This is a genomic window from Ohtaekwangia sp. (assembly GCF_036568665.1).
Taxonomy (GTDB): domain Bacteria; phylum Bacteroidota; class Bacteroidia; order Cytophagales; family Cyclobacteriaceae; genus Ohtaekwangia.
Genome location: NZ_DATCSD010000178.1, coordinates 1 through 9,012, shown reverse-complemented (window position 1 = coordinate 9,012; position 9,012 = coordinate 1). Strand labels below are relative to the sequence as shown.

Sequence of the window (9,012 nt, the reverse complement as noted above, 5' to 3'; positions counted from 1 at the left end):
GCTCTTTACCTATATGTTTGTGCATGGTGGGTTTACACATATATTCTTCAACATGCTAAGCCTTGCCTTTATGGGGCCGATGCTCGAATCATACTGGGGCACCAAGCGCTTTACCATGTTCTATATGGTAACAGGTATAGGAGCTGGTGTATTTAATATACTCGTAGACCGGTACTTTGGAGTAGGTTCTTTTGGTATAATGATGGGAGCGTCCGGTGCTATATATGGTGTGTTGATGGGCTTTGGTATGATGTTCCCCAATATGGAGATCATGTTGTTGATACCTCCTATACCGATTAAAGCCAAGTATCTGGTATTTTTATTGGGAGGACTAAACTTTTTTATGGATAGAAGTGGCGAAGTGGCACACTTTGCGCACCTGGGAGGAGTAGTATTTGCATTTCTGCTGATCACTGCCTGGCGCAGGCAGGGAGGAGACGGCTGGAATTAGCAACAGCCAATAATAACTATAGCGACTGAAGTATATGTTTGAAGAATTTAAGAACGCATTTAGCCGGTATAACAATGCACATGTGCAGTTGATCATCATCAACGTGATTGTGTTTTTGGCAATGGCGGTTATTACGGTGGTCTCAACAATAAGCCAGTTTCCGGAAATTGGCGAGTGGCTTCATCTGCAGGTAGCTATACCGGCTCCGTTCGAAGCATTTATATACAAGCCGTGGACGATCATTACCTATGCGTTTGTACACGATCTGTCGGATATATTTCACATCCTTTTCAATATGCTGTTCCTGTACTGGTTCGGTAAATTGTTTGTAGAATATTTGGGCAGCGATAAACTCATTTCGGTATATGTGCTGGGGGCGCTGGCCGGTGGTCTGGCTTACCTGCTGGTATATAACTTTATTCCTTTCTTTATGGAGCGTGTGCCGCTGCTCGGTATGATCGGAGCTTCTGCTGCGGTATATGCTATAGTGGTGGCTACGGCTACGCTGTTGCCTGACTATACTTTCTTTTTGTTATTCCTCGGCCCCGTGCGTATTAAATATATAGCTGCGTTCTATATAGTTATTTCAATACTCGGCACGGTTCAATCTAATGCTGGCGGAAATGTAGCACACCTGGGTGGAGCGCTCATCGGTTTTATCTATATCAAACAACTGCAAGCTGGCAATAACTGGGGTCGATGGGTAATTGTGCTCATCGATTGGGTAAAGGGTTTGTTCAAGCCTCGTCCCAAAGTAAAAGTGACTTACAGAAACGAAGATACTGCTTCCAAGAAAGCAGCAGCCAAGCAGAAAGGACCTTCCATCTCGCAGGCAGAGATCGATGCTATACTGGATAAAATATCGGATGGCGGTTACGAAAGCCTTACCAAAGAGGAGAAGGATAAACTCTTTAACGCCAGCAAAAAACAATAAAGTAATTTGATGCGTCAATAAACAGCGATAGTATAGCTACATTTGTAACTATACTATCGCTGTTATCTTTTTGTGCTATCGCATAATCAGTGCGTTGGCGATCCACTGGTAAGCTATTATACCAAAGAAAAATACAGTTGCCAGTGTTCCTATCTCGCCTGTGCTGGCATACCAGTACATAGCGCCCACACCTGCTAATGCCATTGCACCGGTATAGGCCATTAATATAGTCTGCTTGTTTTTGGCTACAGGATTATACATAGACGAAAGCGGAATCATCATGGCAACGCCATAAATACCCAGCATGGCAAAGAGAAAATTGCCGGTGAACAAGTATGCTATAAATCCGATAATGCCCAGCAGGAAAGATATACCTACGAAATTAGAAGAGGTGGTCTCTTCATCCGTAAGCGCATAGCGTCCGTATACATTGAGGCGCAGGAATAAATTGGAGAGCGGTGTAATTACCCAGGTAGAGAGGGCGAATGCTGTGTAGAGGTATATAACAGGATATAGTATATATCCCAGGGTTTCGTTGCTGGCAGCAACACCACGCAGTAACCTCACTCCGAAATATAGTCCGAATATAACAGCCCACTGGCCACCGCTTTTAAAGTTCGAAATCCAGAAAGCATATTTCAAAAAGACGCGATAGAACCAGTAACGCGCTTTTAATCCTTCCACCAATCCGGCTTTTGCATACGCATAATTAGGATTGATCTTGAGTGCTTCGCGAAAATGCTCCAGTGCTTTTTTCTGTTCTCCTTTTTCCAGCAAACTCCAGCCGAGGTTGGTATGCGTTAATTCATTTTCAGGATCTTTATTGAGTGCTTCCTGTATAGTAGAGTATGCTTCTTCTTTTTTATCGAGTTTGTATAGCGCTGTAGACCGGGTATTAAGACATTGCAGATTATCCGGATCACTCTCTAAACCTTTGTTGGCATACTTCAACGCTTCTTCCCATTCTTTCTGACTCAATTTTATAGCCGCGAGTAATCCAAAGTAATCGGCACTGTGCGGATTATAGGATATAGCATTACGGATAAATTTCTCGGAGTCCTTCGGCTTATCGTCTTTAAAATAAAAAAGCGATGCAAGGTATAGCAGGTAATCGTTATCCGGTTCCTGACTGATAGCACTCTGTATAACTTTGATCGCCTCCGGTTGCTTATCCTGTTCTGACAAACAGATAGCAAACAGCGCGAGTGCCTGCGTATTGTTTGGTTCCAGTGAAAGTATAGAACGCAGCTTCGCCTCTGCATCTTTATACCGCTGCTGCGTTATCAGTTGCTGCGCATGTTCCAATAGTGACTGAATCATTTCTTGATCTTTAGATATTCCAGAATCTCATCGTATAGTCCCGAGTCATTAGCATACAACGCATAGTTACGGGCGGTATTAAACCACTCTTTGGTAGAAGGCTTGATTTGTTTTAGTGCGGCCTGCAGATCTTTTGTGCGGATAGGTTGAGGGATACCTTTCTCAAACGATTCGCGCAGTTTCTCTTCGATGGCTATATCGATAACCGCGCGAAGATCAGCGCCCGAAAAATCAGGTGTCTGTTTGGCAAGAGCTGTATAATCTATAGCATCCACCGGTTTTTCTTTCAGTAATATTTTCAGGATCGCGTTTCGTCCGTCTACATCCGGAGGCTGCACAAAAATAATGCGATCAAATCTTCCCGGTCTTCTGAAAGCAGCATCGAGATGCCACGGTGCGTTTGTAGCACCGAGTATCAATACACCTTCATTGGAAGAATCGAGTCCATCCATCTCGGTAAGAAACTGGTTGATGAGTGTTTTGTTTGCTGAGTGGCGCATGTCTGAACGGCTCGCTCCCAGCGCATCGATCTCATCGAAGAACAATACACACGGAGTGCGTCTGCGGGCCAGCTCAAAAATCTCGTGCAGCTTACGCTCACTTTGTCCGCTCCACATATCGAGTACATCATGTATACCTACCGATATAAAACTCGCATTGATCTGCCCGGCCGTTGCACGTGCCAGGTGAGTTTTACCACAACCCGGAGGGCCATAGAGTAATATACCGCCACCTATTTTTTTACCGTAGGCTTTATATAGTTCGGGGTGGAGCAGCGGCTGTATAATTTTTATCTTGATCTCATCCTTTACTTTTTGCATGCCGCCCACATCATCAAAATTTACTGTGGGGCGTTCCATGTTACGCACTTCTTGTTCGATGGACTCCAGCAGTTCTTCCATATCTCCCGGAGGTGCTGTGGCCGGTTTGCGTAAATATTGATCGAGCTCGTCATCCAGCAGCGCAGGGTTCAGTTGCAGGGCCTGCTTGTAATAATCCATCGCTTTACTCTGCTCATCGTTACGCAACAACGAACGACTCAGCAACATCAGCAGGCTTACATCGTGCGGCTTGAGTTCAATAAGATCTTCGAGGATAACAATGGCGGTTGAGTATTTTTCCTGAGCAAAATAAATCTTGGCCAGTCCGGATTTTGCCTGCGTATTTTGTGGCTCCGCTTCCAATACAATTTTATACTCTGCTTCGGCTTCCTGCATCAGGTTGTTATTCAACAGCGCTTCGGCCAGCGTTAGGCGCAAGGGTATATTTTGAGGGGACAGCTTGAGTGCTTCCCGTAAATTCTGAATGAGTTCTTCCTGCATCGTTACACAATTTTGACTGAAATATGCAAAGATAGCATGGCCCGGGCAACAGCACCGGGATAAAATAGCTATGAGTGTTATTAGTGAATCGTTAATAGTTATTCGTTAATCGTGGTATGAATTTTTCCCTCGCATCCGGAAAGGCAAAATTCTTTTTCCCACAGATTTCGCAGAATAACACAGAATTATACTTTGTATACCTTCGTGCCTTCCCCGTGTTCCCTTTGCGGAATTGGATTACGGTTAACTATTAACAGATAAACGTTAACGAACAGCGGTTAACTCTTATTCGCCAGCTGCCCACAAGCAGCATCTATATCCTTACCACGGCTCTTGCGGATGCGCGTAGTAATACCGTTGCTTTCCAGCAGGTGCATATACATTTCGAGCGCTTCGGTAGATGCTTGTTGAAACTCTCCGTCATCAATCGGGTTATACTCGATGAGATTTACTTTGGAAGGAATGATCTTGGCAAATTTCAATAACGCTCTAGCGTGTTCTTCAGTATCGTTTATACCTTTCCACACCACGTATTCGTAGGTAACTTTTCTTTTTGTTTTGGTATACCAGTAACGCAGTGAATCGGCCAGTTCACTCAGCGGGTTGGTATCATTGATAGGCATGATAGACGAACGCGTTTTATCCAGCGCTGCGTGAAGCGATACCGCGAGGTTAAACTTCACGCCATCGTCAGCCATCTTCATAATCATTTTGGTAACGCCTACGGTAGATACAGTGATGCGCTTCGAGGCCATATTCAACCCTTTCTGCGAAGTAATCTTCTCGATAGCAGATATAACATTGCTATAGTTGAGCAATGGTTCGCCCATCCCCATAAACACAATGTTGGTGAGCGGCCTGCCAAAGAACAGTTCTGACTGTTCTTTGATGGCTACCACCTGGTCGTATATCTCATCGGGACTAAGATTTCGCTGGCGTTTGAGACGAGCCGTAGCACAGAACTTGCATGCCAGGCTGCAGCCCACTTGTGAAGAGACACAGGCGGTAATTCTTTTTTCAGTAGGTATGAGAACAGACTCCACCACCATGCCGTCATATAGCGTTACAGCATTTTTTATAGTGCCGTCTTCGCTGCGCTGCATGTGATCTACCTTGATGTGATTGATGGTGAAATGCTCTTTGAGCATATCGCGCAGGCCAACCGAAAGATTGGTCATCTGATCAAAGCTCTTGGCTGCTTTATTCCAGAGCCACTCATATACCTGCTGGGCACGGAACGGTTTTTCGCCATGCTCTACAAAGAAACTCTTCAGTTCATCAAGCTTCAGCTTGCGTATATCGCGTTTAGAAACTGTCTCCACCATAACGGACGCAAAGGTACGGAAGAAACTTTAACCTTTCATGCTCTTCGGATCCTGACGGGAATCGAAGATATCGGTAATATAAATGATGTTGTTTTCGATGTAATAGATGATTTTATAGTGAGCTTCGATCAATCTCCTATATTCTCTTTTGTGCTGAATAAAATAATTCCACTTGGCCAGACCTTGGATTGGTTTTCAGAAGTCTGATTTTTTGATATATCCTGTCTCTGATTTCAGAAGCTTTTTCGAGAGGAAGGGCTTGTGTAATGTTCAGAAAAATTAAGCTATCGTCCAGACTTTGAATCGCCTGGTCAGTATGACTATCTCCACTTATGACTCTTCAAATTTTCGTTTGATTTTTTTAGGGCTTCTTCCAATGTATATACTCTTCCTGCTTTAATGTCCTCCTCAGCCTTCAGTGCACGTGCCGTCATTACCTCTTTCCATGCCGCTTCCTGTTGTGCCTGTTCCAGAATTTCATACACACGTTGAAGTATAGTGGGATCGCTTTGTGTTTCCACCAACTTCTGTATCTCATTCTTCATTTCTCCTACTTTCATATTTGTAAAGATACTATTTAATCCGCACAAAAATTTTTGTCTCGCAGGCGCGCGAAGAGTTGGAGATAATCAGCGAATCGGCATCGAATTTTTCTACCGTAAAACTTTCCAGGATGGTGTGCGACCTCTTGTCGAGAAAATGCAATGCATCGCCTGTGAACCGGTACATGAATGCTTTGGAATTATAGGCTTGTCTGCGGCTCACGATCTTGGTGGTTTCTTCAGCCATATTCTTGTCTTTGAATTGCAATACCTGTGGTGTTGCACCCGACATACTTTTCATATCGTCCATCACTTCTTCAACACCGGTATCGTTCATGGCAGTTTCTTCTTCCAGGCAACTGGTTTGTTTTACCAATTGCCATTTGCCAATGATCGATTGGCCTTTTGTTATACCACAACAGAGCAGGAGCACGGCTCCAAAAAAAATGCTGGCAGCTTTCATAAACATCTGGTTTATCCAAATTTACTCAAAATTTAAGCCACTCGCTTTCATGGTGAATACTTTTGAAAACTCACTTTATTGCGCGAAATTCCGGCCCTTCAGAAAGCAAAACTCAATATGGCAAAAAGTAATGCAATTGTGATTACCGGTGGATTCCTCGACACCGGTAGCGCTAAAACTGCGCATGGGCTGATCCGAGGCACGGATCGTTTTAACATTGTTGGTATTATAGACAGCAAGCATCCCGGTAAAGATGCAGGCGAAGTACTGGATGGTCACAAACGAAATATTCCGGTATATGCTACCATTGCCGACTTCACCAACGCGTCTCCTCAAAGAGCTACGCATTGCGTGGTAGGTGTCGCTACCAAAGGTGGTGTTATACCCGACTCACTTCGGGCTATGCTTAAAGAAGCATTGGAGAGCGGCTATAACCTGGTAAATGGTTTACATGAATATGTATCAGATATACCCGAACTCGCGGCTCTGGCAAGCCAGAAAGGTTTGGAGATAACCGATGTGCGCAAACCGAAAAAATTTAAAGACCTGCATTTCTGGACAGGCAAGATCCGTGAAGTAAAATGTCCGAAGATAGCAGTGCTCGGAACGGATTGTTCATTGGGCAAACGTACTACCACGCGATTTCTCGTAGAGGCTATGCGCAAAGCCGGGTATAAAGCCGAGATGATCTATACCGGGCAAACCGGTTGGATGCAAGGCGCTAAATATGGTTTTGTTTTCGATTCAACACTCAATGATTTTATTTCGGGTGAAATGGAACATGCCGTGGTAACGTGTTACCAGGAAGCGAAGCCGGATATAATTTTTATAGAAGGTCAGTCATCATTACGAAATCCGAGCGGACCTGCCGGAGCCGAGTGGATCGTTTCGGCCAATGCCGATGCCGTTGTATTGCAGCATAACCCTGCACGCAAGCAGTATAAAGACATGGAATATTATCCTGCCTATATAGCAGATCCGAAAGACGAGGTTGCATTGATCAAAATATATGGTGCACCTACCGTAGCACTTACCATCAACACAGCGAAGATGACGCAAGAAGAAGCCCGCACCTACGCCCGTGAGTATGAAAAACAGTTAGGTATACCAGCCGTATTGCCTTTGGAAGATGGCGTGGATAGCCTGGTGCCGGTGTTTGAAGCGCTCATCAAGAAAAGCCTGGCACAGGTTTGATATATAGTATACATAAAGTAAAATAATTATATATATACATGACGAAGATTAAAGATGTAAAAGTATGGAGTGTTGACCTGGGGAACACCAAGCCCTACACCATTGCTTTTAAAACAGTAGATGAAGTGCGCAACGCCTTTGTTGAGATTACATTGGATAATGGCATGACCGGTATAGGCTCGGGCAATCCCAGTGAATATGTAGTGGGCGAAACACTGGATCAATGCCTCGAAGCACTGGAAGAAAAAAATCTGGAGTTTCTCATTGGCCGCGACATACGCGAGTTTAATCAACTCACCTTCGAAGTGTGGAAGAAATTTCCGGAGAATCCTTCTGCGCGCGCAGCACTGGATATAGCTCTTCACGATGCCTTTACAAAATTCCTGGATATACCCCTTGTGAAATTCCTAGGTCAAAAAATAAAGAAGCTACCTACTTCCAATACCATTGGTATCAAGAATGTAGAGGAAACATTGAAGGAAGCGCAAGACTATATCAAGCGTGGTTTTAAAGTACTCAAGGTAAAACTCGGCCACAGCCTGGAAGAAGATGTAGAACGCCTGATGAAATTGCGTGAGCAGCTTGGCAACGGTGTGGTTATACGCGTGGATGCCAACCAGGGATATACCGTGCACCAAACGATAGAACTATACGGACGGGCGTATGATCTTAACCTGGAGTTGATCGAGCAGCCACTGCCTGCACATGATATTGCCGAGATGAAAGGACTGCCAAAAGAAGTGCGCAATGTACTGGCAGCCGATGAATCGCTGATTACACCTGCCGATGCCATTGAGTTGGTAAAACCTCCGAAGGCTGCAGCCATCTTTAATATCAAGCTGATGAAGTGCGGAGGTATAAGCCAGGCGCTCAAGATTGCCGATATAGCTTTACATGAAAATATAGACTTGTTCTGGGGATGTAATGACGAAAGTATTGTAAGCATCACGGCAGCCCTGCATGCAGCGTATGCCTGCTCCAATACGAAATATATAGATCTGGATGGAAGCCTTGATCTTGCCCGCGATGTGGTGAAGGGCGGATTTATACTGAAAGATGGCTATATGTATTGCTCTGATAAACCCGGTCTGGGCGTAGAGCGCATATAGTATATCAATACTTTTTTGCGAGTATATATAAACGGGAACCCGATGTGGTTCCCGTTATTTTTTGGTAATGGTTAACGTATGCCATGTGCCGCTCGCTGCATATTCAATGTCGAGGTGATAGTTATCGCAGATCTTTTTTACGATGGCCAATCCCAGCCCCAGGGAGCCGGAAGCCTGGTTCTGTTTTTTGAAGCGTTCAAAAAGTCGCTGTGGATCGGTGGTGAGAGCTGCGCCTGTATTGGCAATGGTTAAACTATGCGAAGTTGTTCGAATGGAAATATTGCCGCCACTCACGTTATGTTTCAGTGCGTTGTTCACCAGGTTGGTAAGAAGTATATCGGCCAGTGTACTG

General features: G+C 44.6%; 10 protein-coding genes. 4 read left to right on the top strand and 6 right to left on the bottom strand.

Annotated elements, in window-relative coordinates; all coding sequences use genetic code 11:
- Nucleotides 1-451: rhomboid family intramembrane serine protease (locus VIN08_RS10315; protein WP_331964143.1), on the top strand; the 451-nt coding region annotated here is incomplete at its 5' end.
- A gap of 34 nt (nucleotides 452-485) precedes the next feature.
- The gene (locus VIN08_RS10310) at nucleotides 486-1,385 is read left to right on the top strand and encodes a rhomboid family intramembrane serine protease (RefSeq protein ID WP_331964140.1); all 900 of its coding nucleotides are present in this window, start codon (nucleotides 486-488) and stop codon (nucleotides 1,383-1,385) included.
- A 75-nt stretch (nucleotides 1,386-1,460) separates the two neighbouring features.
- Here VIN08_RS10310 and VIN08_RS10305 read toward each other — a convergent pair whose 3' ends face one another.
- The 5 genes from VIN08_RS10305 to VIN08_RS10285 all read right to left on the bottom strand — a co-directional run bounded on the left by VIN08_RS10305 (nucleotide 1,461) and on the right by VIN08_RS10285 (nucleotide 6,357).
- Nucleotides 1,461-2,705 carry a tetratricopeptide repeat protein gene (locus VIN08_RS10305; RefSeq protein ID WP_331964137.1) on the bottom strand — a complete coding sequence of 415 codons (1,245 nt, stop codon included), beginning with the start codon at nucleotides 2,703-2,705 and terminating at the stop codon, nucleotides 1,461-1,463.
- Nucleotides 2,702-4,027 carry an AAA family ATPase gene (locus VIN08_RS10300; protein ID WP_331964134.1) on the bottom strand — a complete coding sequence of 442 codons (1,326 nt, stop codon included), beginning with the start codon at nucleotides 4,025-4,027 and terminating at the stop codon, nucleotides 2,702-2,704. Before VIN08_RS10300 ends, VIN08_RS10305 begins: the two co-directional genes overlap by 4 nt.
- 278 nt (nucleotides 4,028-4,305) lie before the next feature.
- A complete protein-coding gene (gene rlmN, locus VIN08_RS10295; protein ID WP_414693271.1) occupies nucleotides 4,306-5,352 on the bottom strand; it encodes a 23S rRNA (adenine(2503)-C(2))-methyltransferase RlmN in 1,047 nt (348 codons plus the stop codon).
- A 320-nt stretch (nucleotides 5,353-5,672) separates the two neighbouring features.
- Complete coding sequence (locus VIN08_RS10290) at nucleotides 5,673-5,912, bottom strand: hypothetical protein (protein WP_331964131.1); 240 nt, start codon at nucleotides 5,910-5,912, stop codon at nucleotides 5,673-5,675.
- A gap of 13 nt (nucleotides 5,913-5,925) precedes the next feature.
- Nucleotides 5,926-6,357 (bottom strand): hypothetical protein, encoded by a 432-nt coding sequence (locus tag VIN08_RS10285; RefSeq protein WP_331964128.1) that lies wholly within the window; start codon nucleotides 6,355-6,357, stop codon nucleotides 5,926-5,928.
- 117 nt (nucleotides 6,358-6,474) lie between these two features.
- Between VIN08_RS10285 and VIN08_RS10280 the strand changes: the two genes are divergently transcribed.
- On the top strand, nucleotides 6,475-7,551 hold the full coding sequence (locus VIN08_RS10280) for a DUF1611 domain-containing protein (protein ID WP_331964125.1): 1,077 nt from the start codon (nucleotides 6,475-6,477) through the stop codon (nucleotides 7,549-7,551).
- Nucleotides 7,552-7,589: 38 nt separating this feature from the next.
- On the top strand, nucleotides 7,590-8,660 hold the full coding sequence (locus VIN08_RS10275) for a dipeptide epimerase (RefSeq protein WP_331964122.1): 1,071 nt from the start codon (nucleotides 7,590-7,592) through the stop codon (nucleotides 8,658-8,660).
- 54 nt (nucleotides 8,661-8,714) lie between these two features.
- Here VIN08_RS10275 and VIN08_RS10270 read toward each other — a convergent pair.
- Nucleotides 8,715-9,012, bottom strand: a 298-nt coding sequence (locus tag VIN08_RS10270; protein ID WP_331964119.1) for an ATP-binding protein, incomplete at its 5' end; no start/stop codon positions are given.